We start from the raw sequence: 23,095 nt of genomic DNA, 5'->3' as shown, positions 1-23,095 counted from the left end.
CTGGATTCCGGATGCGGATTTGGGGGGCAGCATTGGGGGTAGGGCTTGCAGCTTGCTGCATCGCCTCCGCTCGCGCCCAGTCGATCAATCCCGGCGTGATCCAGAACGACATCGACCGGCAGCGCCGGCAGCTAGAACAGCAGAGCGCGCCCCCGAAGGTCACCGGTCCCGCGGTGATCGGCGGTGAGCGGGAAAAGTCCCAGCTCCTGAAGCCGGGCGGGCCGAAATTCCGCCTGCGCAAGGTCGAGTTCAACTCCTCCAAGTTCATCACACCGGCGGAGCTCGACGAGATCGCGAAGAAATATGTCGGCAAGAACGTCGACATCGCCGCGCTGCTGCAACTCGTCGCCGACATCAACGCCATCTACACCGAGCGCGGCATCGTCACGGGCATCGCGACGCTGCCGGATCAGGATGCCAAAGGCGGCGTGGTCAAGATCAAGCTGACCGAGGGCCGGCTCCAGAAGACGACCATCGAGGGCAACAAGCAGACCCGCACCGATTACATCCTTCAGCGCGTGAAGGAGCCCGAAGGTGAGGTCCTCGACGTTCCAAAACTCAATCGCGACGTGATCTGGTTCAACCGGACCAACGACGTGCAGATCAAGGCGCTGCTGCAGCCCGGCACGAGCTTCGGCCTGACCGATCTCCAGTTTGCGGTGATCGAGCCGCCGATCGACACCCTGCAGCTCTTCACCGACAACCAGGGCGTCGAGAACACCGGGCGGTGGGAGGGCGGCGCCTTCTACAAGCGCCACGGCCTGTTCGGCGTCGACGACCGCCTGACCTTCTACGGCGTCCGCGCCGACGGCAATCTCAACGGCAACGTCGCCTACAATATTCCGGTCAATCCCTGGGGCGGCCGCGTCGGCGTCAGCTACACAGAGGGCAAGATCAAGATCATCCAGGGGCCGTTCGTCGCGCTCGACGTCACCGGACGCTCGAGCCAGGCCGCGGTCAATTTCAGCCAGCCGCTCTGGGTGACGCAGGACTGGCTGGTGCTGTTCAACGCCGCCGAGACCGAGGGCAAGACGGTGAGCCGCTTCGCCACGGTCGACGTGACCAACGACCATTACGACAAGGCCACTGCCGGGCTCTCCGTGACGAAGTCTGGCAACGCCTATTCGATCACGGTCTCACCGGCGGTGAACTACATCGAGTGGCAAGACCACGTCCTCAGCAACAACCGCACGTTCAACACCTATACCGGTTCGCTGATCGCAACCAGCGCCGCGGGGCCTGCGAATTTCAGCGCCAACGTGCTGGCGAGCTGGCAATACACGCAGGAAAAGCTGCTGCCGGGCGACCAGGTCTTCTCGATCGGCGGTCCCACCACCGTACGCGGCTATCCCTCCAACTCAGCGTCCGGCGACAGCGGCTATTATTTCAACGCCGAGCTGCACTACAATTGGTCGCAATGGCTGAAGGGCTTTGACACTTACATCTTCACCGACTGGGGTGCGGTCTATTCGACATTCCCGGGGATCACCGAGCTGGGTTCGGTCGGCGTCGGTTTCTCATGGACCTACGCGTCGTTCATGACCTTCGAGGCAAATTACGCGACGCCGTTGAAGATGGCCGTCTCGACCCAGAACCATTACGAGGCCTATGGCCGCGTCATTTTCCGGCCGTTGTTGATGTTCCAGAAGCCGGAAAGTGCGGCGCCCGTGGCGGCCGCGGCCGGCAGGAGCAGGTCGTAGCGACCAGCCGCCTCTCTCTCCGTCGTCATTGCGAGCGCAACTCTCTCGCCACCGTCATTGCGAGGAGCCCTTGCGACGAAGCAATCCAGAATCTTTCTGCGGAACGAGTCTGGATTGCTTCGCTACGCTCGCAATGACGGAGGATAGATCAACCGCTGGCGTCTGACTGGCAAGCTTAAGGCGCAGCCTGACTAGCGCCGCAACGTAAACTCCTCCGCGCCGCGCCGGTGTTCCCACTTCGCCTGCTCAAGCTCAGGCTGGTCGCACTCGGTCTCGGGATAGCCGATGCAGAGATAGGCGATGAACTTCCAGGTCTCAGGCACGTCGAGAATGGCGTGAATGCGCGCAGGGTTCAGGATCGACACCCAGCCGAGGCCGATGCCGTCGGCGCGCGCGGCGAGCCACATCGCGGTGATCGCGGCGACCACGGAATATTCCGTCGTCTCCGGCATGGTCGCGCGGCCGAGGCCGTGGCCGATGTCGCTCGCCTTGTCCGCGAACACGGCGAGGTGGCCGGGCGCCTGTTCGAGACCGGACAGCTTTAGTGTCGCGTAGCGCGCGGCGCGCTCACCGGAGTAGCAGTTCAGCGCATCGGCGTTGCATGCCCTGAAGTCGTCGATCACGGCGCGTCGTCGTGCGGCATCTTCAACGACAACGAAGCGCCAGGGCTGGCTGAGGCCGACGGAGGGCGAGAGACAGGCGGTCTCGATCAGGCGATCGATGGCGCCGGCCGGCAGCGGATCGGCGCGGAAGCGGCGGACGTCGCGGCGCCACACGAACAACTCGCGCAAGTGCTGACGGAAGGTGTCGTCGAACTCGACCATGAGATCAGCCTCCCACCCGGAAGGATGCCGCCACCAGCAGAATGAGGATCTCGCCGGTCTGCTCGAATGCACCGAGGATGTCGCCGGTCTGCCCGCCGATCTGGCGGATGGCAAGCCGCGCCAGCATCAAGCCGGCGAGGGACAGCAGGATCAGGCTGACCAGCGCCTTGCCCGGCCCGAGCGCGAGTGCGAGGGCGAGCGTTCCAACGGCGAAGGCGACGGCGACGCTGCGGCCCGGCGGCGATCCCGCGCTTGCCGACAGTCCATCAGGCCGCGCCGGCGGGACCAGCGACATGAAAGCCGGCACGCCCGCGCGGGCAGCCGTGTGCGCGGCGCACAGCGCGAGCGCGACGGCCCAGGGATTGGCGATCGCTGCGAGCGCGCTCCAGCGCAGACCGAACGACAGGATCAGCGCGCAGACGCCATAGGTGCCGATCCGGCTGTCGCGCATGATCTCGAGCTTGCGCTCGCGCGTCCGGCCGCCGCCGAGCCCGTCGGCGGTATCGGCAAGGCCATCCTCATGCAGCGCGCCGGTGATGAGTGCGGTCGTGGCCAGCGTGAGCAGGGCGGCGAGGTTCGGTGTCAGTCCGAACCGGCTGGAAATCTTGTAGACCAAGGCGCCCGCGAGGCCGACCATCAGTCCCGCGACGGGGATTGCCCAGGTTGCGCGCGCGATGGCGCCTTCGCCTGCGGGCTTCGACGATGCGACGGGGAGGATCGTCACGAACGATGCCGCCATCCTGAGATCGGCAACGACGTCTCGCAAGAGTTCGGCGCGCGGTATCATTTCAGTTTCATCGGCAGGCCGGCGACGACGAACTCGACCTCGTCGGCAACCGCCGCGATGATCTGGTTCATGATCCCGGCGGCGTCGCGATAGCTGCGCGCCAGTGCGTTGTCGGGCACGATGCCGAGGCCGACTTCGTTGGTGACGAAAATGACGGGGCTTTTCAAGCGGGGTAGGGCGTTGGCGAGCTCTGTTACCTCGCGTTCCCAGTCGCGCCCGGCGTGCATCAGGTTGGAGAGCCATAGCGTCAGGCAGTCCACCAGCCTCGGGCCACCGCCATCGCTTGCGATCAGCGCGGGCACGAGATCGAGCGGCACCTCGCGTTCGATCCAGTCGGTTCCGCGCCGCGCGCGGTGGCCGGCGATGCGCTGCTCCATTTCCGCATCGAGCGCCTCGGCCGTCGCGACATAGACAGGCTGTCCGGGGAACGCGCGGACGCGCGTTTCCGCGCGCCTGCTCTTGCCCGATCGCGCCCCGCCCGTGATCAAGATGACGGCCATCAAAGTCTCCTGTGGGCCTGACTAATCACCAAACGCGGCCAAAGACAAAGCCGAAATCAGGCGGGCAGGGGCTTGCGCTCCGCCTTCGCTTTGCGCAACAGGGGCGGGACAGGAGGCAGGTGTGGGCTTTGCGGGCGCGATGGTGGTGGCGATGGCGGTGGATGCCCTCTTGGGCTGGCCGTCGTGGCTGTTCGCGCGGATCGGCCATCCCGTGACCTGGCTCGGCCGGCTGATCTCTGCCATCGACACCGCCTGGAATCGCGATTCCGATCCGCCGGCATTTCGCCGTGCTGCGGGCGCTGCCGGAGCGCTCGTCGTCATCGCGCTTTCGGTTGCGCTCGGCTGGATGCTTCAGTCGTTGCTCCCGTCGTTGCTTCCCTGGGGCTGGGTGCAGATTGTATTGGTCGGCGTCCTAGCCTGGCCGCTGGTCGCGCTGCGCTCGCTGCATGACCATGTTGCCGCCGTTGCGACACCCTTAGATGCGGGCGACATCGCCGCTGCGCGCGCAGCGGTGGCGCGCATCGTCGGGCGCGATCCCGCGACGCTCGACGAAGCCGGCATCGCGCGCGCGGCGATCGAGAGCCTCGCCGAGAACGCCTCCGACGGCATCGTGGCGCCGGTGTTCTGGGGCGCGCTGTTCGGACTGCCCGGCATTTTGGGCTACAAGGCGATCAATACGCTGGACTCCATGATCGGTCATCGCAACGAACGCCACGAAGCTTTTGGCTGGGCCGCCGCGCGCATCGACGATGTCGCCAACTTCATCCCGGCGCGCCTGACCGGCTTTCTGTTCGTGCTGCTGGCATCGCGGCGTTCGAAGGCGCTGTCCTGCATGACGCGCGATGCCCGCCGTCATCGCTCGCCCAACGCCGGCTGGCCGGAGGCGGCGATGGCGGGCGCGCTTGGCGTGCGGCTCAGCGGCCCCCGCATCTATCACGGCAGCGCGACCGATGAGCCCTGGCTCAACGAGGGCGCGCGCGATCCGCTTGCCGCGGACATCAGCCAGGGATTGACCATCTACCGCCGCGCCATGCTGCTGCTCGCCGGAATCCTTGCGATCCTGGCCTTCGCGTGAAAGAACGGGGCATGCGCGAGCACGGTGGAAATCTCGATCTGGCCCAGCAGCGTTTCGGCGGGCGCGCGGAGGACTGGATCGATCTGTCGACCGGGATCAACCGGCTGCCTTATCCGGTAGGTGAGGTGAGCGCGCGTGCGTGGAGCGCGCTGCCGTCGCGCGCCGAGATCGAGGCGCTGCATCAGGCGGCACAGCATGCCTACCGCACGAGTGCACCAGTTGTCGCGATGGGCGGGGCCCAGGCCGCCATTCAATTGCTTCCGCAACTCGCGCCAGCCGGCCGCGCGCGCATCCTCGCGCCGACCTACAACGAATATGCCGGGGTCTTGTCGATTGCGGGTTGGGATGTCCAGGAGGTCGGCGAGCTCGACGCGCTGGCGGGCGCGAACCTCGCAATCGTTGTCAATCCCAACAATCCCGATGGCCGGCGCTTTGCGCCAAAGGATTTGCTGGGGCTGCTGCCGCGCGTCGGCCGTCTCGTCATCGACGAGAGTTTTGCTGATGCTGCCCCGCAGCTGTCGCTCGCAGCCGGAGCGGATCAGCCTGGACTGCTGGTCCTGCGCTCGTTCGGAAAGTTTTATGGTCTTGCCGGCCTGCGGCTTGGGTTTGCGCTAGGCCATGCGACCGATATCGCGAAGCTCGCGGCGGCGTCAGGTCCATGGCCGGTCTCGGGCGCGGCGATCGCGATCGGCTGCCGCGCCTTGCGTGACGACGCCTGGGCCGAGGCCACCTCCGCGCGGCTTGCGCGCGACTGTGCCCGCCTCGACGACATCGTACAGTCGCAAGGCCGGCGGCTCGTCGGTGGAGCGCCGCTGTTTCGTCTCTACGAGACGCCTGATGCGCTTGCTGTGCAGGAGAAACTGGCGCGTAGCCAGATCTGGTCGCGTGTGTTCGCGAAAGAGCCGGCATGGCTGCGCCTCGGGCTTCCCGGCAGCGAAGCCGAATGGACGCGCGTTGCCGAGGCGCTAGCGCGCTAGCGCGAGCAGGCCTTCGACGTCGAGATGCTGTTCGATATGATCCGCGAGGGCATCGAGCGCGCTCTCGACCCTGGCATGATAAGGCTCGTCGCCGGCGGGAATATCGAGCTTTGCGAGATACGCCTTGCGGAAATCGTCCGACGTGAACAGGCCGTGCAGATAGCTGCCCTGCACGCGGCCATCGCGCGAGATCGCGCCTTCGGGCCCGCCGTTCAGCTTCGCAAACGGGCGCGCGCGATCCGGCCCGTCGGTGCGGCCAATGTGGATCTCGTAGGCCTCGATCGGCTGGTCCGTGGCGGCGTGCACGGCCGCGACGCGCGTCAGCGTCTTCTGCGGGCTCATCATTGTCTCAACATCCAGAAGTCCGAGACCCGGCGTGTCGCCGGCAGGGCCTTCGATGCCGTCAGGGTCGGCCACGCTGCGCCCGAGCATCTGATAGCCGCCGCAGAGGCCAAGCACATGGCCGCCGCGGCGGTGATGCGCCAGGAGATCGATGTCCCAGCCCTGCGCGCGCAGGAAGGCGAGATCGCCGCGGGTGGATTTGGAGCCGGGGATGATGACGAGGCTGATATCGCCGGGGATGGCTTCGCCGGGGCGCACCATCACGAGATCGACGCCAGGCTCGAGCTTCAGCGGATCGAGATCATCGAAATTGGCGATCCGCGACAGCGCGAGGCAGGCGATCTTGCACTGGCCCGGCTTGCGCGCATCGCTCAGGCCCAGCGCGTCCTCGGCCGGCAGCTCGCCGGCGCGCGCGAACCAGGGCAGCACGCCAAGGCCGCGCCACGCGGTCTTCTGCTCGATCAGCTTGTAGCCGTCATCGAACAGCGAGGGGTCGCCGCGGAACTTGTTGATGACAAAACCCTCGATCATCGCGGCATCGTCGGGGTCGATCACCGTCTTGATGCCGACGAGCTGGGCGATGACGCCGCCACGGTCGATGTCGCCGACCAGCACGACCGGCACGTCGGCCTTGCGCGCAAAGCCCATATTGGCGATGTCGGCCTTGCGCAGGTTCACTTCGGCCGGGCTGCCGGCGCCTTCCACCAGCACCAGATCAGAGCGTGCCTTCAGCCGCTCGAAACTCTCCAGCACCGCGCCCATCAGCGAGGGCTTCATCGCCCCATATTCACGCGCCCGCGCGGTCGCGATGCGCTTTCCCTGGACGATGATTTGTGCGCCGACGTCGGTCTCCGGCTTCAGCAGCACCGGGTTCATGTCGGTGTGCGGCTCGACGCCGGCGGCCAGCGCCTGAAGCGCCTGCGCGCGACCGATCTCGCCGCCGTCGACAGTGACGGCCGCGTTGTTCGACATGTTCTGCGGCTTGAAGGGCAGCACGCGCAGGCCGCGCCGCGTGAAGGCGCGGGCGAGGCCGGCGACGATGAGCGATTTGCCCACGTCCGAGCCGGCCCCCTGGATCATCAATGCGCGCGCCATCGAATTCAGAACTCGACGCCGGCCTGGGCCTTGATGCCGGAGCGGAAGGGGTGCTTGACCAGCGTCATCTCGGTGACGAGATCGGCGATCTCGATCAGCTCGTCCTTGGCGTTGCGCCCGGTGAGCACGACATGCGTCATCGGCGGCTTCTGCGTTTTCAGGAACTCGACGACCTCGGCGATGTCGAGATAGTCGTAGCGCAGCGCGATGTTGATCTCGTCGAGCACGACCATGCGCAGATTGGAATCTGATATCAGCTCCTTGGCCTTCGCCCAGCCGGCCTGCGCTGCGGCGATGTCGCGGGCGCGGTCCTGCGTCTCCCAGGTGAAACCTTCGCCCATCGCATGGAACTGGCAGAGCTCGCCGAAATGGCCGGTGAGCAGGCGCCGCTCGCCGGTGTCCCAGGCGCCCTTGATGAACTGCACGACCGCGCAGGGGAAGCCATGGGCGACACAGCGGACGATCATGCCGAAGGCGGAGGAGGACTTGCCCTTGCCGGCGCCGGTGTGGACGATGATGAGGCCCTTCTCGCCGCTCTTGGTCGCCATGATCTTGTCGCGGGCGACCTTGATTTTCGCCATTTTCGCGGCGTGGCGGGCGTCGGTTTCCTCGGCCGTTTGGGTATCCGGTTCAGGCGTCATCGGACCTGGTCCTTCGGCTTGACAAGAGGCGGCCGGGGGCAAATGGTGGCCCGGCGTTGGTTCCTGTCCTATGACAGGCGAAGAGGGAATGCGATAGGGTCCGAATCGACAAGATTCGGGTCCAAACTGCAGCCGCCCCCGCGACCGTGACCGGAGAGATGCCCGAAGCCACTGATCCCCCAGGGGATCGGGAAGGCGGGGATCGAAGGGCCAAAAGCCCTGCTCCGCAAGCCGGGAGACCTGCCAGCGCGGACGAGTTTTGGACCGGCGGACGGGGTGTTCCGCGACGGGGAAACGGACCTTCGGGGGAATGGTCCGTGTGCCTCTTCGCCTCCCGCTGTTTATCCTGGAAGAGGCGATGACCGTCACACTTCACGTCTGTATTACCTGCCGTGCCGGCCAGACGCTCGACGAGGGTGAGACGACGCCCGGCAAGCGCCTGCATGGTGCGATCCTCGACGCCGGCGTGCCCGAGGGCGTCAATGTGGTTCCCGTCGAATGCCTGTCGGCATGCAGCCAGGGCTGCTCGGTTGCGCTCAGCGCGCCCGGCCGCTGGTCCTATGTCTATGGCCGTCTGTCAGAGGCCCATGCGAGCGACGTGGTCGCGGGTGCTGCGGCCTATGCCGCCGCGCCCGATGGCCTCGTGCCCTGGCGCAGCCGTCCCGAAATCTTCCGCAAGCAGTCGCTTGCCCGCATTCCCCCCATTGCCGTGTTGCCGGAGGCCGCCGAATGAACTCGCTCGCAAAAGTCCCTGTGACGGTGGTCACGGGTTTTCTCGGCTCCGGCAAGACCACGCTGATCCAGCATCTGCTCGCAAACCCTGACGGCAAGAAGCTCGCCGTGCTCGTCAACGAGTTCGGCAGCGAAGGTGTCGACGGCGAGATCCTGAAATCCTGCGCCGATGCGAATTGCCCGGAGGAGAACATCGTCGAGCTCGCCAATGGCTGCATCTGCTGCACCGTTGCGGACGATTTCATTCCAACCATGGAAAAGCTCCTGGCGCGGCCGGTGCGGCCCGATCACATCCTGATCGAGACCTCGGGGCTTGCGTTGCCGAAGCCACTCCTGAAGGCGTTCGACTGGCCGGAGATCCGTTCGCGCATCACGGTCGACGGCGTGATCGCGCTGGCCGATGCCGAGGCTGTTGCCGCCGGCCGTTTTGCGCCGGACCCGGCTGCGGTGGAGGCGCAGTGCGCCGCGGATGAAAATCTCGATCACGAGACGCCGCTGTCGGAAGTGTTCGAGGACCAGATCGCCTGCGCCGACATCGTGCTGCTGACCAAGGCCGATCTTGCGGGCGCGGCAGGGATCGAAGCCGCCAAGGCCGCCATCACCGCCGAGATGCCGCGCCGGGTGCCGATGCTATCCGTCACCGATGGCGCGATCGATGCGCGTGTCATCCTCGGCCTCGGCGCTGCCGCAGAGAACGATCTCGCCGCGCGCCCCTCGCATCACGACGGCGAGGAGGATCACGAGCACGACGATTTCGCCTCCGTCGTGATCGATCTTCCGGAGGTCAGCGACATCGACGCACTGGTCGCGTCGGTGCAGCGTCTTTCGCGCGAGCAGAACGTGCTGCGCGTCAAGGGCTATATCGCGGTTGCGGGCAAGCCGATGCGCCTGTTGCTGCAAGCGGTCGGCGAACGCGTGCGCCACCAGTTCGACAAGCCCTGGGGCGCAGGTCACAGGCAGTCAAAGCTCGTCGTGATCGGCGAGCACGGCGATATCGACGAGGCCGCGATCAAGGCAGGACTTGGTCTCTTGGGATCTGGTATCTGATGCACGTCGTCTTCCGCGAGAGCCGCGGTCTCGAGGAGACCGCGACGCCAAGGGACATCGGCCAGGACCCGGCCGATCTCGTGGTGCTCTCGTATTCGGATTCCGACCTTGCCGCGTTCGCGGCCGGCTGGCTGCGCGGCCGCAACAGCCTGCCGTCGCTGCGGCTCGCCAATCTCGCAGAGCTGCGTCATCCGTTGTCGGTCGACACCTATATCGAGCGCACGCTGTCGCAGGCACGCGGCATCCTGGTGCGCCTGATCGGCGGTGAATCCTATTGGCAGTACGGGCTCGCGGCCCTGCAGCAGCTCGCGAAGGACCGCAACATCGTGCTGGCCGTGCTGCCGGCCGACGGCCGCGACGATTCGCGGCTCGATGGCTACTCGACCCTTCCGGTTTCGACGCTGCGCCGGCTCAAGGTGCTCTGCGACACCGGCGGTCCCGTTGCAGCCCAAGCCGCGATCGCGCAGCTCGCGCTGGCCTCGGGCCTCTACGCAGGCCCGGTCGTCGGCGAGATGAACGTGCCTGAGATGGGCTTTTACGATCCCGCGCGCGGCGTCATTGCTGCGCCGATGGCAGGCGAGGGAAAGCCGCTCGCGCTCGTCACCTTCTATCGTTCCTATCTCACCGCCGCGGATACCGGGCCGGTCGATGCTCTGATCGCAGCGCTGCGCGAGCGCGGCTTTGACGCATATGGCGTGTTCGTCACCTCGCTGAAGGGCGCGGGTGTCGCGGATTGGCTGCGGACGTATTTCGCGACGAATCCTCCGGCCGCGATCGTCAACGCGACGGCGTTCTCGGCGATGGGCGACGATGGCACGACACCGTTCGATGCGGCATCGTGTCCCGTCTTCCAGGTCGCGCTCTCATCGGCACGTCGCGAGGACTGGGCGGAATCGCTGCGCGGCCTGTCGCCCGGCGATCTCGCGATGCATGTGGTGCTGCCGGAGGTCGACGGCCGCCTGTTCGCGGGCGTCGTGAGCTTCAAATCGGCCGCGGAGCGCGATCCCGATCTGCAATTTTCGCATTTGGCACACCGGCCGGATGAGGAGCGCGTCAAGGCCGTCGCCGCGCGGGTCGCGGCCTGGCGGCGCCTCGCGGAGACGCCAGCCGCCGGGAAGCGGGTGGCGCTCGTGCTCTCGAACTACCCGGGCCGTCCGCATCAGATCGCGCATGCGGTTGGTCTCGATGCGCTGGCGTCGGTCGAGGCGCTGTTGTCCGATCTGACGGAGGCCGGCTTCGATGTCGCGCCGGTTCAGGCGCTCGGCGAGACGCTGCTCAAGCAGAACTTGACTTGGGGCGTCGCCGATTACCGCGCCGCGCTCTCGCGTCTCCCGCAAGTCTTGCAGGATGATCTCGCGCAAGCCTGGGGCGCGCCGGAGATCGATCCAAGCTGCCCCGACGGCGCGTTCCATTTCGCTGCGATCCGATGCGGCCAATCGATCATCGCGGTTCAGCCGGAGCGCAGCGACGCGGCCACGCGCGATGTCGACTATCACGATCTCGCCCGCACGCCGTGCCACGCCTATGTCGCGTTCTATCTTTGGCTCCGGCAGCAGGGTTGTGACGCCGTGGTGCACATGGGTGCGCACGGCACGCTGGAATGGCTGCCCGGAAAATCCGTGGCGCTGTCATCCGCGTGCTGGCCCGAAGCGCTGATCGGCGATCTCCCTGTCATCTATCCCTTCATCGTCAATGATCCCGGCGAGGCCGCGCAGGCCAAGCGGCGCTTAGGGGCCGTCACCATCGGCCATCTGCCGCCGCCGCTGGAACAATCCGCGGTGCCGGAAGGCCTGCGCCGGCTCGAACGTCTCCTGGACGAATACTCGACCGCCGATGGTCTCGACCCGGCCCGACGTCAGCGCCTGATTTCTGCGATCCGCGACGAAGCGCGTGCGGCAGGGCTCGAAGACGATCTTGGTCTGGATGCATCGGCTGCAGCGGCGGAAGCGATCCCGCGGATCGATCGCTTCGTCTGCGATCTCAAGGAGAGCCAGTTCGGCGACGGGTTGCACGTGTTCGGCCGCGGCGCCTGCGCCGATGCGGAGCGCGATGCGTTGCGTTCCGCCCTGGCGGGGCAGCGTGTTGCGCCGGGGCCGTCGGGCTCGCCGTATCGCGGGCGCCAGGACGTGCTGCCGACCGGGCGCAATCTCTTTGCCGTCGATCCGCGCGCGGTGCCGACGCCGTCGGCGCATGCGCAAGGCATCAAGCTCGCGGAAGAGCTGCTGCGGCGCCATCTGCAGGATCACGGCGACTGGCCGAAAGGCCTCGTGGTTGATCTCTGGGGCTCTGCGACGATGCGGACCGCCGGCGAGGAGTTTGCCATGGCGCTGCATCTCGCCGGCCTTGCGCCGCGCTGGGATCACGCCTCTGGCCGCGTCACCGGCTACGACATCATCGCGCCGGCCGAGCTCGGCCGCCCCCGCATCGACGTCACGCTGCGCGTGTCGGGCCTGTTTCGCGATGTCTTCTCCGGCCTTGCGCAATTGTTCGAGGCTGCCGCCGAGGCGCTCGCGAGCCGCGAGGAGGAGGGCGACGAGAACCCCTATCGCCACCGCGCCTCGCGTGTGTTCGCGCCGCGTCCCGGGCAATACGGCGTCGGCCTGTCCGCGATCCCGGATGCCTTCACGCCCGAGACGCGTGATGCCGCCGGCGAGGCCTGGCTGTCGGCATCGTCCTGGGCGTTCTCGGCGGACGGTGCGATGCAGCCGGATCGGGCCGGCATCGAGACGCGGCTCGCATCCGCCGATGCTTTCGTGCATGTCCAGGACTTGCCGGAAACGGATCTTTTGCTCGCCGCCGACTACGCCGCGCATGAAGCCGGTATCGCTGCGGCCGCCGCACATCTCGGCGCGGCGGGACCATCGCTCTATCATCTTGACACGACGCGACCCGAGCAGCCGCACGCGCGGACGCTGACCGAGGAAATCTCGCGCGTGGTCCGCGCGCGCGCGGCCAATCCGGCCTGGATCGCCGGCATGATGCGGCACGGTTTTCGCGGCGCCGCCGAGATCACCGCGACGCTGGAGCACATGGCCGCCTTCGCGCATCTGGCCGGCGCCGTTCCGCCGCACCTGTTCGATCTCTATTATGACGCGACGCTCGGCGACGCCGACGTCCGCACCTTCATGGCCCGCGAGAATCCGGCGGCGCTCGCCGCGATGGAGACCTGCTTCACGCGCCTGCACGAAGCCTCGCTCTGGCGAACGCGCCGCAATTCGATCGCGGCTGCGCTGAAGGAGGCGTCATGAGCGCGGCCGCGATCAAGGGCTGGTGTCCCGGCGCGTTGCGCCCGATGCAATCGGGCGACGGGCTCGTGGTTCGCATACGCCCGTTCGGCGGGCGGCTCGAAGCTGCACAGGTCGCCGGGCTTGCCGAACTCGCCGAACGCTACGGCAACGGCCTCATCGATGTGACGAGCCGCGCCAACCTCCAGATCAGGGGGGTCAGCGAACAGGGCCATCGCCGGCTGCTCGATGGACTCGCGTTACTGCGGCTGCTCGACCCCGATACCGACATCGAAGCCCGGCGCAACATTTTGGTGACGCCGTTCTGGAACAGCGGTGACGAGACGCAGGCGCTCGCCGCGGAGCTTGAAGAAGCGCTCGCGGACAGCGCGCTCGATCTTCCCACAAAGTTCGGCTTCGCCATCGACGATGGAAAGTCGCGCGTACTCGCCGGCGATTCCGCCGATGTGCGCATCGAACGCGATCGCGGCGGCCGGCTCCTGGTGCGGGCCGATGGTGCAAGGCTCGGCCGCTCGGTCGGACGCGGAGAGGCCGTAAGCACGGCGCTCGCGCTCGCGAACTGGTTCATCACGTCCGGCGGCGCGACGGGCGGGCGTGGGCGCATGGCAGCCCATATCGCGGCCGGCGCGGTATTGCCGGAGTCGTTGAGCGGCGAAACCGAGCCCGCTCCGGTCATGGCCGCGTCGCGACCCGGGCATTATCCGCATGGCGCCCTGGTCGGCGTCGCGTTCGGGCAGATGCTGCACACGACGCTGCATCAATTTTCCGGTTGCGGACATGCGCTGCGCATGACGCCATGGCGGATGGTGCTGAGCGAGGGCAAGCGTGAGATGCCGAGCGGGGCAGGCCTCATCACCGAGCCTTACGATCCGGCGTTGCGCGTGATCGCCTGTAGCGGCGCCCCGCGTTGCCGCGAGGCGCATGCCGACACCCGCGCGCTGGCTGCGGCGCTTGCGCCGCGCATCGGCCTCGATACGCGCCTTCACGTCTCCGGCTGCGCCAAGGGCTGCGCGCGTTCCGGCGCGTCCGCGGTGACGCTGATTGCGACCAGCGCCGGATTCGATCTCGTCCGCGACGGCTCGACCCGCGACGAGCCGGTCCTGCGCGGCCTCAACGGTGCCGACATCGTCAGCGATCCCTCCATCCTGGTCGGAGGACACTGATGCCGCACACTTACGAGACCGATGGCGCGGCGATCTACCGACAATCCTTCGCGACCATCCGGGCCGAGGCCGATCTTGCCCGCTTTACGCCGGATGAGGAGCAGGTGGTGGTGCGGATGATCCACGCCGCCGGCATGGTGGGCCTCGAGGCGCATATCCGCTTCACATCAGGCATGGCGACTGCTGCGCGCGCGGCCTTGCAGAGAGGCGCGCCGATTCTGTGCGACGCGCGCATGGTCTCCGAAGGAATTACGCGCGCGAGACTGCCGGCGGCCAATGCCGTGATCTGCACGCTCGGCGACGAGGCCGTTCCCGCGCTCGCGCAGTCCATGCGCAACACGCGGTCGGCTGCGGCGCTGGAGTTGTGGCGACCGCATCTCGACGGCGCAATCGTTGCGATCGGTAACGCGCCAACCGCGCTGTTTCATCTCCTCAACATGCTCGAGGACCCGGGCTGCCCGCGCCCTGCGGCGATCATCGGTTGCCCGGTCGGCTTCGTCGGCGCGGCCGAGTCCAAGGCTGCGCTGATGGCCGATCCGAAGGTCGCCGCGCTGACCGTCGAGGGCCGCCTCGGCGGATCCGCGATCACGGTCGCCGCCGTGAATGCACTGGCGAGCCGGAGCGAATAGCCATGGGACGCATCATCTGCTGCGGTCTCGGCCCCGGCGATCCTGATCTGATGAGCGTGCGCGCCGACCGGACGGTGCGGGCTGCGAAGCACGTCGCCTATTTCCGCAAGAAGGGCCGGCCCGGCCAGGCGCGGCGGATCGTCGAAGGCATGTTGGCCGCCGACGTCACCGAATACGCAATGGAATATCCTGTTACGACGGAGCTCGCTTTCGATAGCCCGGAGTATGTGCAACTGCTCGCCGGCTTCTACGACGAATGGGCGGAACGGCTGGCGCGGCTTTCGCGCGCGGTCGATGTCGTCGTGCTCTGCGAGGGCGATCCTTACTTCTACGGTTCCTTCATGCATCTGCACACGCGCCTGCAAGGCCGTGTCGAGATCGAGGTGATCGCGGGGATTCCCGGTATGGTTGGTTGCTGGAACGGCGTCGGACAGCCGATCGCGCTTGGTGACGACGTGACGACGGTGCTGATGGGCACGCTCGCCGAAGACGAGCTCGAACGGCGCATGCGCGATTCCGATGCGCTGGTCATCATGAAGACCGGCCGCAATCTCGCAAAGGTGCGCCGCGCGCTGGCCTCCGCCGGGCGGCTGGACGATGCCTGGCTGGTCGAGCGCGGCACCATGCCCGGCGAGCGCGTGGTGCGGCTCGCCGAGATCGATGCCGCCGACTGTCCTTATTTTGCGATCGTGCTCGTGCACGGCAAAGGCCGGCATCTGGACGCCGCCGAATGACGGGCACGCTGACCATCGCGGGCCTTGGGCCGGGTAGCGATGCGCTGGTGACGCCCGAGGTCTCCGGCGCCCTTGCCGCCGCGACCGACATTCTGGGCTACGCGCCTTATGTTGCGCGCGTGCCACCGCGGGCGGGGCTCACCTTGCGTCCCTCCGACAATCGCGAAGAGCTGCAGCGCGCGAGCGAGGCCCTGCGACTTGCGGCCGAAGGCGGCCAGGTCGTCGTCGTCTCCTCCGGCGACCCCGGCGTCTTCGCGATGGCGTCGGCCGTGTTCGAGGCGCTCGAACAGGCGCCGCAATGGCGCGAGCTTCCCATTCGTGTTTTGCCCGGCATCACAGCGATGCTGGCGGCCGCCGCGCGCGCCGGCGCGCCGCTCGGCCATGATTTCTGCGCGATCAATCTCTCCGACAATCTCAAGCCGTGGGCAGTGATCGAGAAGCGTCTGCGGCTCGCCGCCGAAGCCGACTTCTCGATTGCGATGTACAATCCCCGCTCTGCGAGCCGGCCGGAGGGTTTTGGCCGTGCGCTTGCGGTGTTGAAGGACGCCGGCTGCGGCGAGCGCCTTGTGATCTTCGCGCGCGCGATCAGCTCGTCGGACGAGCGGATCGAAACCGTCGCGCTGAACGACGCGCGGCCTGAGATGGCTGACATGCGCACGTTGGTGATCGTCGGCAATTCGCAGACGCGCCGCGTCGGCCGCTGGGTCTATGCCCCGAGGCAGGTCCGATGACCGAGCCACTGCATGATCTCGGCCACGCTCTCGACCCGCTGGCGATCGGGCAGCTCCGGTCGCGCTATCATGATCACGGGCAGGCCGAGCTTGCGGGCCGCGTCGATCTTGGCGCGTGCGCCGTCGCCGCCGGAATTGCGGGCGACGATCCACGCGATGCCGCGCGTGCGCATCATTTCCAGCTCACCGTCAAGCGTGAATGGTCCACGCGACACGATCACGTCGGCAGCGAAGGGCAGGGGTGCCTCGGGCGGATCGACGAAACGGAGCGTGTAGGCGTGCTGCGGCTTCGTCGCGAACGGTGCGATGTGCTGGCGGCCGATGGCGAGGAATATTTTTGCCGGCGTCTCGGGCAGCGCAGCGAGCGCGGCGGTGACATCGGCGACTTCGATCCAATTGTCTCCGGGCGCCTTCGTCCAGGTCGCGCGCTCGAGCGCGATCAGCGGCGTGCCCGTTTTCGCGCACGCCTCGACCGCGTGGCGGCTCATCTCGGCGGCGAAGGGGTGCGTCGCGTCGATCACATGCGTGATGCCTTCGCTGCGAATATAGCCGGCAAGCCCGCTCACGCCGCCGAAGCCACCGATGCGGGTCGGCAGCGGCTGATCGGCGGGCGCGCGGGTGCGGCCGCCATAGGAATACACGGCGTCGATGCGCGCGCGTGCGATTTCCGCGGCGAGCAAGCTCGCATCGGCGGTTCCGCCCAGAATGAGGGCGCGAATCATGGTTGATTCCTTGGCTGATCCCTGGCTGACCATCATCGGTATCGGCGAAGATGGCCTTGCCGGGCTGTCCGAGGCAAGCCGAAAGGCGCTCGCCAAGGCAGAAACTGTTTTTGGTGGCGAGCGTCATCTCGCGCTTGCTGATGTGGGGGGGCGCGGTCGCCCGTGGCCGGTGCCGTTCGACGTAGACATCGTGCTGAGCTGCCGCGGCCGGCCGACGGTGGTGCTCGCCTCCGGCGATCCGTTCTGGCACGGCGCGGGTGCAAGTCTCGCCGAGAAGCTCGATGCCAACGAGTGGATCGCGCGTTCGGCGCCATCGACCTTCTCGCTCGCCGCCGCGCGGCTTGGCTGGCGCCTCGAAGCCATTGCCTGTCTCGGGCTTCATGCCGCCCCGTTCGAGCGTCTCGTGCCGCATCTGGTCCGAGGTGCGCGCATCATTTGCCTCGTGCGTGACGGCAAGGCGGCCGGCGAGCTCGCGACATGGCTGCGCGAGCGCGGGTGGGGCGCCTCGGCGTTCTGGACTCTCGCCGCGCTCGGCGGACCGCGCGAGAGCATCGCTGAGCATCGTGCCGACAGCTTTGCGGGCGATCTCGCCGAAAACCTAGTCGCAGTAGCCGTCGAGGCGAGGGGCAGGCAAGGCATTTCCCGCAGCTCCGGGCTGTCGGACGATCTCTTCATGCACGACGGCCAGATCACCAAGCGGCCGGTGCGCGCGCTCGCGCTCTCGGCGCTGGCGCCGCGTCCCGGAGAACGGCTGTGGGATATCGGCGCCGGCTCGGGGTCGATCTCGGTGGAATGGGCGCTGTGCGGCGGGACGGCGAGCGCCATCGAGGCGCGCGAGGATCGCGCCGCGAACATCCGCAGCAATGCAGCTGCGTTCGGATTGGCGCATCGGATTAATGTCATCGCGGCGACCGCGCCCGAAGCTCTTGCCGGACTGGAAGCGCCGGATGCCGTCTTTATCGGTGGCGGTCTCGATATCGCAATGTTCGATGCCATCTGGCCGCGGCTTGTGCCGGGTGCGCGCCTCGTCGCGCATGCGGTGACGCTGGAGACGGAGGCGCTGCTCGGCGAACTGCACCAGCGCCATGGCGGTGAGTTGATGCGGGTCGAGATCGCACATGCCGGCCCGCTCGGCCGCTACAGGTCCTGGGAAGCGTCGCGGCCCGTGGTGCAATGGAGTGCGGTTCGATGAAAGTCGCCGGACTCGGATTCAAAAAGGATGTCACGCTCGCTTCGTTGCGCGAGGCGCTTATGGCAGCCGGCGGTCCCGAAGGCCTTGCAGCGGTCGCGACTGTCAGCGACAAGGCCGATTCGGAGCCGCTCAAGCAGCTCGCGCGTGAATGCGGCGTGCCGATCAAGCCGGTTCCGGCGGACATGCTGGCCGGCATCGAGACGCCGACGCAGTCAAAACTCGTAGCGGAAAAGTTCGGCACGGGCTCGGTCGCTGAAGCCGCTGCGCTCGTTGCCGCTGGCCCTCGCGCGCGATTGATTGCGACGCGGGCGGTCTCGCGGGATCGCACCGCGACCGCCGCGATCGCGGAAGGAGACGGCCCATGACGGTGCACTTCATCGGTGCAGGACCGGGCGCTCCGGACTTGCTGACGTTGCGCGGACGCGACCTGATCGCGGCCTGTCCGGTCTGCCTCTATGCGGGCTCGCTGGTGCCCGAGGGCGTGCTGGCGCATTGCCCGCCCGGCGCGCGTATCGTCAACACCGCACCTCTGTCGCTCGACGAGATCATCGCGGAGATCGCGGCCGCGCATGCCGACGGCAAGGATGTTGCCCGCTTGCATTCCGGCGATCTCGCGATCTGGTCGGCGATGGGCGAGCAGCTGCGACGTCTGCGCGCGCTCGCCATTCCCTACACGGTCACGCCGGGTGTTCCGTCGTTTTCGGCTGCAGCAGCCGCGCTGGAGACCGAGCTGACGCTGCCCGGTCTTGCCCAGTCAGTCGTGCTGACGCGCACGCCGGGCCGCGCCAGCGCGATGCCTGAGGGCGAACAGCTCGCGGCGTTTGCCGCCACCGGTGCGGTGCTCGCGATCCATCTGTCGATCCATCTGCTCGGCAAGGTCGTCGCCGAGCTGACGCCGCATTACGGCGCGGACTGCCCCGTCGCAATCGTCTGGCGCGCGAGCTGGCCGGATCAGCGCATCGTTCGCGGCACGCTGGCGACGCTCGATGCCGCCGTCGGCACAGAGATGGAGCGCACCGCGCTGATCCTGGTCGGCAAGACGCTTGGCGCTGCGGACTTTGCCGAGAGCCGTCTCTATGCCGCCGATTACGACCGCCGCTATCGGCCGCTCGGCGCCGATCCGCGCTTTCCGGAGGCATCGTGATGTCGGCAGGGCTCGTCATCTCCGCGCCGGCCTCCGGCGTCGGCAAGACCACGCTGACGCTGGCGCTGGCGCGCGCCTGGCGCAATCGCGGACTGAACGTGCAATGCTTCAAGAGCGGACCCGACTATATCGATCCCGCCTTCCATGCCGCCGCGACGGGGCGCGCTTCCGTCAACGTCGATAGCTGGGCGATGGGTCGCGAAGCAATCGCGCATCTCGTCAGCCGCGGTGCGGACGCGGACATCGTGCTCGCGGAGGGCTCGATGGGCCTGTTCGACGGCGTCGCCGGGCGCGGCGTCTCCGGCACCGGCGCCACCGCCGACATTGCGGAGATGCTGGGCTGGCCGGTGCTGCTGGTGATCGATCCCTCCGGACAGGCGCAGACGGCGGCGGCGATCGCCGCAGGCCTTCGTGACTATCGCGCGGGTGTGCGCCTCGCCGGCGTGGTGCTCAATCGCGTCGCCAGCCCGCGTCATGAAGATCTCGTGCGGCGTGCACTCAACGACGCCGGCATCGCCGTGTTCGGCGCGCTGCCGCGCCATGCCGAGATCAGCCTGCCGAAACGGCATCTCGGCCTGGTGCAGGCCGAAGAGCAGGCCGAGATCGGCAAGCTGATCGACGAAGCCGCGCGCTTCGTCGCCGAGCATGTCGATCTCGATGCGGTGCTGCGATCGGCCGCAAGCTGGTTGCCGCAACCGGCGGCAAACGGCATGAATGTGACGCCGCCCGGACAGCGCATTGCGCTTGCCCGCGATGCCGCGTTCTCCTTCATCTATCCGCACATGCTGGAGACCTGGCGCGCGGCCGGCGCCGAGATCTCGACCTTCTCGCCGCTTGCCGATGAAGCGCCCGATGCCAGCGCCGATGTCTGCTGGCTGCCCGGCGGTTATCCCGAGCTCCATGCCGGCACGATCGCCGCCAATGCCCGCTTTCGCAGCGGCTTGCGCGCCTTCGCTGACACACGGCCGGTGCACGGCGAATGCGGGGGCTATATGGTGCTGGGAACTGCTCTGACCGATGCCGACGGCATTCGCCATGAGATGACGGGCCTGCTCGGACTGGAGACGAGCTTTGCCAAGCGCCGCATGCATCTGGGCTATCGTCTCGCTGCGCTCGCCGCGCCGATGCCGGGCCATCAGGTCGGCGCGCGCCTGCGCGGTCACGAGTTCCACTATTCGACGATTGTCGCGCAGCCGGATACGCCGCTGGCGGTCGTGCAAGACGCAACAGGCGCCGTTATCGCCGAGACCGGCTCGCGCCGCGGTCGTGCCACCGGCACGTTCTTCCATCTGATCGCGGAGGACCGGTGAGCGGTTTTGTCACTTTCATCTCGGCCGGCCCCGGCGACCCCGAGCTCCTCACGGTCAAAGGCGCCGCGCGGCTGCGCGATGCCGACGTCGTGCTCTACGACGACCTCGCCTCCGGCGCGATCCTCGATCTGGCCCGGCCGGGCGCCAATCTCGTCGCGGTCGGGAAGCGCGCGGGGCGGCCCTCGACCAAGCAGCACCACGTCAACCGGCTGCTGGTCGACTACGCCGCGGCAGGCGTCCGTGTGGTGCGGCTGAAATCGGGCGATGCCGGCATCTTTGGCCGGCTCGAGGAGGAGCTGGAGGCGCTGCGCGAAGCCGGCATCGGCTACGAGATCATTCCCGGAATCACCTCGGCCTGTGTCGCCGCCGCGCAAGCCGGCATTCCCCTGACCCGGCGCCACACCTCGCGCCGGGTGCAGTTCGTGACCGGAGCCGATGTCACCGGCGAGCTGCCGCAGAATTTGAACTGGGCGGCGCTGGCGGACCCCGAAGCGACCACCGTGGTCTATATGGGCCGGCGCACCTTTCCGGCGCTTGTCGCAAAATTGATCGAGCACGGCCTCGCCCCTGATACCCCGGCGCTGTTCGCCGAATCCCTCGGGCGTCCCGACGAGCGGCTGGTCCGCACCACCATTGCCGAGCTGGCCGAACAGCTTGCACGGGGCGGCGCGGCCTCGACGGCCGCCGTGATCCTGTTTGGCGCGCTGGCGGGGGATTATCCGTCATGACCGTCCCGGCCGCCCTTCGCCCTTGACGCCCGGCTGGCGAAAGGGGCACACAGGAGATGCATGGTGCTCGAGGTGGCGCAAACCGCCGGAGCATAATCGGGAATGGGGGTGGGCGGACAATTGCGCCGCCCAAAACCCCAGCCGCCCCCGCGACTGTAAGCGGTGAGGGGCTCCGATCAGCCACTGGGCCGCGAGGCTCGGGAAGGCCGGAGAACCCCAGTGAACCGCGAGCCAGGAGACCGGCCGTGCATGTTTTGTGGCCAAGGCCGTCGGGTGTGACGGCAGGAAGGAACTGAACCATGCATATCGAACCCGGGATAGTATCGGGCGCCAAGCTCGTGTTGAGTTACGCAACCGGCATCGCCGTCGGCGGCGTTGCGTTGAAGCTCGCGGTCGAGACCGTGCGCGAGCAGGGCATCACGTCGTTCGCGGCGCGGACGCTCGCCACCACGGGCCTCGTGTTCGTCTTCTTCGAGATCCTGCCGCACTTCCCGGTCGGCGTCTCCGAGGTGCACTTCATCCTCGGCTCGACCCTGTTCCTGCTGTTTGGGGCAGCGCCGGCGGCCTTCGGCCTTGCGTTCGGACTGTTGTTCCAGGGCATCTTCTTCGAGCCGCCCGATCTGCCGCAATTCGGCATGAACGTCACCACGCTGCTGGTGCCGCTGTTCGGGATCCAGGCGATTGCCTCGCGGATCATTGCCCGCAACACCGCCTATGTCGATTTGAAGTACCGTCAGGCGCTGGCGCTGTCGACCACGTATCAGGCCGGCGTCATCGCCTGGGTCGCGTTCTGGGCGCTCTATGGCTCCGGCTTCGGTGCGACCAATCTCGTCAACATCGCAACCTTCGCGGCCTCCTACGCGCTCGTCATCGTGATCGAGCCGCTCGCCGATCTCGCCGTGCTGGCGCTGGCGAAATCGCTGCGCGGCGTCACCGCGCCCGGCTTCGTCACGCCGCGCCTTCACAACGCGGCCTAAGAGACAAGGGGCGGCCGCGATGGCCGCCCCTGCACGCGCGATGCTCACGCTCTCCCTGATAGGCATCGGTTGCGGTGATCCCGAGCAGCTCACGCGCGCCGCCGTTCAAGCCATCAACGCGGCCGATCTCATCCTGATCCCGCGCAAGGGGAGCGCAAAATCCGATCTCGCAGATCTCAGGCGGACGATCTGCGCGGATGTGCTCACCAATCAAACGACGCGTATTGCCGAGTTCGACCTTCCCGTGCGCGATGCCGGTGAAGCGGACTATCACAAGGGCGTGGACGATTGGCACGAGGCCGTGGCCGCGGCGTGGTCGCGGACGATCGCGAGCCAGCTCGGTGATGACGGCAAGGTCGCGCTGCTGATCTGGGGCGATCCTTCGCTCTACGATTCCTCGCTGCGCATTGCGCGGCGTCTCGATCCCTTGCCTGATATCGAGGTCGTGCCCGGCATCACCTCGATCCAGGCGCTCTGCGCGGCGCATGCGCTCCCGCTCAACGACATCGGCGAGCCCTTCCTGGTCACGACGGGCCGTCGCTTGCGCGAAGGCGGCTGGCCGCAGGGCGTCGATACCGTGGTGGTGATGCTCGACGGTGGCACGGCATTCCAGTCGCTCGATCCAAGCGGGCTGCACATCTGGTGGGGCGCCTATCTCGGCATGCCCGATCAGATTGCCATGTCGGGCGTTCTGGCCGAGATCGGCCCGCGCATCGTTGCCGCACGACAGGATGCGCGCGAGTGGCACGGCTGGATCATGGACAGCTACATTCTCAAGCGCAGGCCGTAAGCGAGGCAGC

Annotated in this window: 23 protein-coding genes and 2 riboswitches; of the genes, 17 read left to right on the top strand and 6 right to left on the bottom strand. The window is 67.5% G+C overall.

From position 1 onward, the window contains the following. The first annotated feature begins 11 nt into the window (after positions 1-11). A complete protein-coding gene (locus OWC48_RS03175; protein WP_282518623.1) occupies positions 12-1,700 on the top strand; it encodes a ShlB/FhaC/HecB family hemolysin secretion/activation protein in 1,689 nt (562 codons plus the stop codon). A gap of 191 nt (positions 1,701-1,891) precedes the next feature. Here OWC48_RS03175 and bluB read toward each other — a convergent pair whose 3' ends face one another. From bluB to cobU, 3 genes are read right to left on the bottom strand one after another with little or no spacing between them, the layout of a single operon-like run. Then, positions 1,892-2,524, bottom strand: coding sequence for a 5,6-dimethylbenzimidazole synthase (gene bluB, locus OWC48_RS03170; RefSeq protein ID WP_282518622.1), 633 nt, complete (start codon positions 2,522-2,524; stop codon positions 1,892-1,894). Positions 2,525-2,528: 4 nt separating this feature from the next. After that, positions 2,529-3,311, bottom strand: coding sequence for an adenosylcobinamide-GDP ribazoletransferase (gene cobS / locus OWC48_RS03165; protein ID WP_282518620.1), 783 nt, complete (start codon positions 3,309-3,311; stop codon positions 2,529-2,531). Further along, the gene (gene cobU / locus OWC48_RS03160; RefSeq protein ID WP_282518619.1) at positions 3,308-3,811 is read right to left on the bottom strand and encodes a bifunctional adenosylcobinamide kinase/adenosylcobinamide-phosphate guanylyltransferase; all 504 of its coding nucleotides are present in this window, start codon (positions 3,809-3,811) and stop codon (positions 3,308-3,310) included. Before cobU ends, cobS begins: the two co-directional genes overlap by 4 nt. A 121-nt stretch (positions 3,812-3,932) precedes the next feature. On the opposite strand from cobU, the gene cbiB reads away from it, so the two are divergent. Beyond that, positions 3,933-4,886, top strand: coding sequence for an adenosylcobinamide-phosphate synthase CbiB (cbiB, locus tag OWC48_RS03155; protein ID WP_282518618.1), 954 nt, complete (start codon positions 3,933-3,935; stop codon positions 4,884-4,886). 11 nt (positions 4,887-4,897) lie between these two features. Beyond that, positions 4,898-5,863, top strand: a complete 966-nt coding sequence (gene cobD / locus OWC48_RS03150; RefSeq protein ID WP_282518617.1) for a threonine-phosphate decarboxylase CobD — start codon at positions 4,898-4,900, stop codon at positions 5,861-5,863. Here the strand turns inward: cobD and OWC48_RS03145 are convergent. Together OWC48_RS03145 and cobO are read right to left on the bottom strand one after the other, a co-directional pair. Then, the gene (locus OWC48_RS03145; RefSeq protein ID WP_282518616.1) at positions 5,852-7,300 is read right to left on the bottom strand and encodes a cobyric acid synthase; all 1,449 of its coding nucleotides are present in this window, start codon (positions 7,298-7,300) and stop codon (positions 5,852-5,854) included. The two genes, cobD and OWC48_RS03145, sit on opposite strands and share 12 nt — an antisense overlap. A gap of 5 nt (positions 7,301-7,305) precedes the next feature. Next, complete coding sequence (gene cobO / locus OWC48_RS03140) at positions 7,306-7,941, bottom strand: cob(I)yrinic acid a,c-diamide adenosyltransferase (RefSeq protein WP_282518615.1); 636 nt, start codon at positions 7,939-7,941, stop codon at positions 7,306-7,308. Positions 7,942-7,981: 40 nt separating this feature from the next. Next, a riboswitch (cobalamin riboswitch) is annotated at positions 7,982-8,204 on the top strand. Between the two features lie 95 nt (positions 8,205-8,299). Between cobO and OWC48_RS03135 the strand changes: the two genes are divergently transcribed. From OWC48_RS03135 to cobJ, 7 genes are read left to right on the top strand one after another with little or no spacing between them, the layout of a single operon-like run. Continuing rightward, positions 8,300-8,674 (top strand): DUF1636 domain-containing protein, encoded by a 375-nt coding sequence (locus OWC48_RS03135; RefSeq protein WP_028148471.1) that lies wholly within the window; start codon positions 8,300-8,302, stop codon positions 8,672-8,674. Next, positions 8,671-9,720, top strand: a complete 1,050-nt coding sequence (gene cobW / locus OWC48_RS03130) for a cobalamin biosynthesis protein CobW (RefSeq protein ID WP_282518614.1) — start codon at positions 8,671-8,673, stop codon at positions 9,718-9,720. The genes OWC48_RS03135 and cobW overlap by 4 nt, the downstream gene beginning before the upstream one ends. Beyond that, positions 9,720-12,968, top strand: a complete 3,249-nt coding sequence (gene cobN, locus OWC48_RS03125; RefSeq protein ID WP_282518613.1) for a cobaltochelatase subunit CobN — start codon at positions 9,720-9,722, stop codon at positions 12,966-12,968. Before cobW ends, cobN begins: the two co-directional genes overlap by 1 nt. Continuing rightward, a complete protein-coding gene (gene cobG, locus OWC48_RS03120) occupies positions 12,965-14,128 on the top strand; it encodes a precorrin-3B synthase (protein WP_282518612.1) in 1,164 nt (387 codons plus the stop codon). The genes cobN and cobG overlap by 4 nt, the downstream gene beginning before the upstream one ends. Further along, entirely contained in the window at positions 14,128-14,757 is a 630-nt protein-coding gene (locus tag OWC48_RS03115) for a precorrin-8X methylmutase (protein ID WP_282518611.1), read from the top strand. Before cobG ends, OWC48_RS03115 begins: the two co-directional genes overlap by 1 nt. Positions 14,758-14,759: 2 nt before the next feature. Beyond that, on the top strand, positions 14,760-15,491 hold the full coding sequence (locus tag OWC48_RS03110) for a precorrin-2 C(20)-methyltransferase (RefSeq protein WP_282518610.1): 732 nt from the start codon (positions 14,760-14,762) through the stop codon (positions 15,489-15,491). Beyond that, positions 15,488-16,222 carry a precorrin-3B C(17)-methyltransferase gene (gene cobJ / locus OWC48_RS03105; RefSeq protein WP_282518609.1) on the top strand — a complete coding sequence of 245 codons (735 nt, stop codon included), beginning with the start codon at positions 15,488-15,490 and terminating at the stop codon, positions 16,220-16,222. Before OWC48_RS03110 ends, cobJ begins: the two co-directional genes overlap by 4 nt. Here cobJ and OWC48_RS03100 read toward each other — a convergent pair. Beyond that, entirely contained in the window at positions 16,198-16,944 is a 747-nt protein-coding gene (locus OWC48_RS03100) for a cobalt-precorrin-6A reductase (RefSeq protein WP_282518608.1), read from the bottom strand. The genes cobJ and OWC48_RS03100 overlap by 25 nt on opposite strands. 10 nt (positions 16,945-16,954) lie before the next feature. On the opposite strand from OWC48_RS03100, the gene cbiE reads away from it, so the two are divergent. The 7 genes from cbiE (at position 16,955) to cobF (ending at position 23,085) form a co-directional block, all read left to right on the top strand. Beyond that, positions 16,955-18,136 (top strand): precorrin-6y C5,15-methyltransferase (decarboxylating) subunit CbiE, encoded by a 1,182-nt coding sequence (gene cbiE, locus OWC48_RS03095; protein WP_282518959.1) that lies wholly within the window; start codon positions 16,955-16,957, stop codon positions 18,134-18,136. Continuing rightward, complete coding sequence (locus tag OWC48_RS03090; protein ID WP_282518607.1) at positions 18,133-18,501, top strand: cobalamin biosynthesis protein; 369 nt, start codon at positions 18,133-18,135, stop codon at positions 18,499-18,501. Before cbiE ends, OWC48_RS03090 begins: the two co-directional genes overlap by 4 nt. Continuing rightward, complete coding sequence (cobM, locus tag OWC48_RS03085; protein WP_282518606.1) at positions 18,498-19,280, top strand: precorrin-4 C(11)-methyltransferase; 783 nt, start codon at positions 18,498-18,500, stop codon at positions 19,278-19,280. Before OWC48_RS03090 ends, cobM begins: the two co-directional genes overlap by 4 nt. After that, a complete protein-coding gene (locus tag OWC48_RS03080; protein ID WP_282518605.1) occupies positions 19,280-20,590 on the top strand; it encodes a cobyrinate a,c-diamide synthase in 1,311 nt (436 codons plus the stop codon). The genes cobM and OWC48_RS03080 overlap by 1 nt, the downstream gene beginning before the upstream one ends. Beyond that, positions 20,587-21,318, top strand: a complete 732-nt coding sequence (gene cobA / locus OWC48_RS03075; protein ID WP_014496536.1) for a uroporphyrinogen-III C-methyltransferase — start codon at positions 20,587-20,589, stop codon at positions 21,316-21,318. Before OWC48_RS03080 ends, cobA begins: the two co-directional genes overlap by 4 nt. 44 nt (positions 21,319-21,362) lie before the next feature. Then, positions 21,363-21,581, top strand: a riboswitch (cobalamin riboswitch). Positions 21,582-21,617: 36 nt separating this feature from the next. Then, positions 21,618-22,295, top strand: a complete 678-nt coding sequence (locus OWC48_RS03070; protein ID WP_282518604.1) for an energy-coupling factor ABC transporter permease — start codon at positions 21,618-21,620, stop codon at positions 22,293-22,295. Between the two features lie 40 nt (positions 22,296-22,335). Beyond that, positions 22,336-23,085 (top strand): precorrin-6A synthase (deacetylating), encoded by a 750-nt coding sequence (cobF, locus tag OWC48_RS03065; RefSeq protein WP_282518958.1) that lies wholly within the window; start codon positions 22,336-22,338, stop codon positions 23,083-23,085. Positions 23,086-23,095 lie beyond the last annotated feature (10 nt).

Origin of the sequence: Bradyrhizobium sp. Arg816 (genome assembly GCF_029989365.1) — a bacterium.
In the GTDB taxonomy this organism is placed as follows: Bacteria; Pseudomonadota; Alphaproteobacteria; order Rhizobiales; family Xanthobacteraceae; genus Bradyrhizobium.
This window is presented reverse-complemented; position numbering and strand designations above follow the sequence as displayed.